General features: G+C 62.3%; 1 pseudogene. It reads left to right on the forward strand.

What is annotated here, in order from left to right:
- Positions 1 to 374: pseudogene (locus tag QJT78_RS52295) on the forward strand (IS21 family transposase); the annotation flags it as partial.

The following is a 374-nucleotide window of genomic DNA, read 5'->3' on the forward strand; positions in this document are numbered from 1 at the left end:
CGACAAATGCATCGCCTACGCCAAGGCTCATCGCCATCCGGAGCTGACCGATCAGACGATCTGGGACGTGTTCGAAGCCGAACGCCCCAAACTCGTTCCCTATGCCGGCCGCTTCGACGGCTTCCATGCGGTGACGGCATCGGTCTCGAAGACCTGCCTGGTGCGCTTCGACAACAACAAGTACTCGGTCGCAGCCAGCGCAGTCGGACGACCGGTCGAGGTTCAAGCCTATGCCGATCGCATCGTGATCCGTCAGGATGGACGTATCGTTGCCGAGCACCCGCGATCATTCGGTCGCGGCGAGACGGTCTACGACCCTTGGCACTATGTGCCCGTGCTGGTGCGCAAGCCCGGTGCCTTGCGTAATGGCGCTC

The sequence above is a fragment of the Bradyrhizobium sp. Mp27 genome, from assembly GCF_029953005.1.
Classification (GTDB): Bacteria; Pseudomonadota; Alphaproteobacteria; order Rhizobiales; family Xanthobacteraceae; genus Bradyrhizobium; species Bradyrhizobium barranii.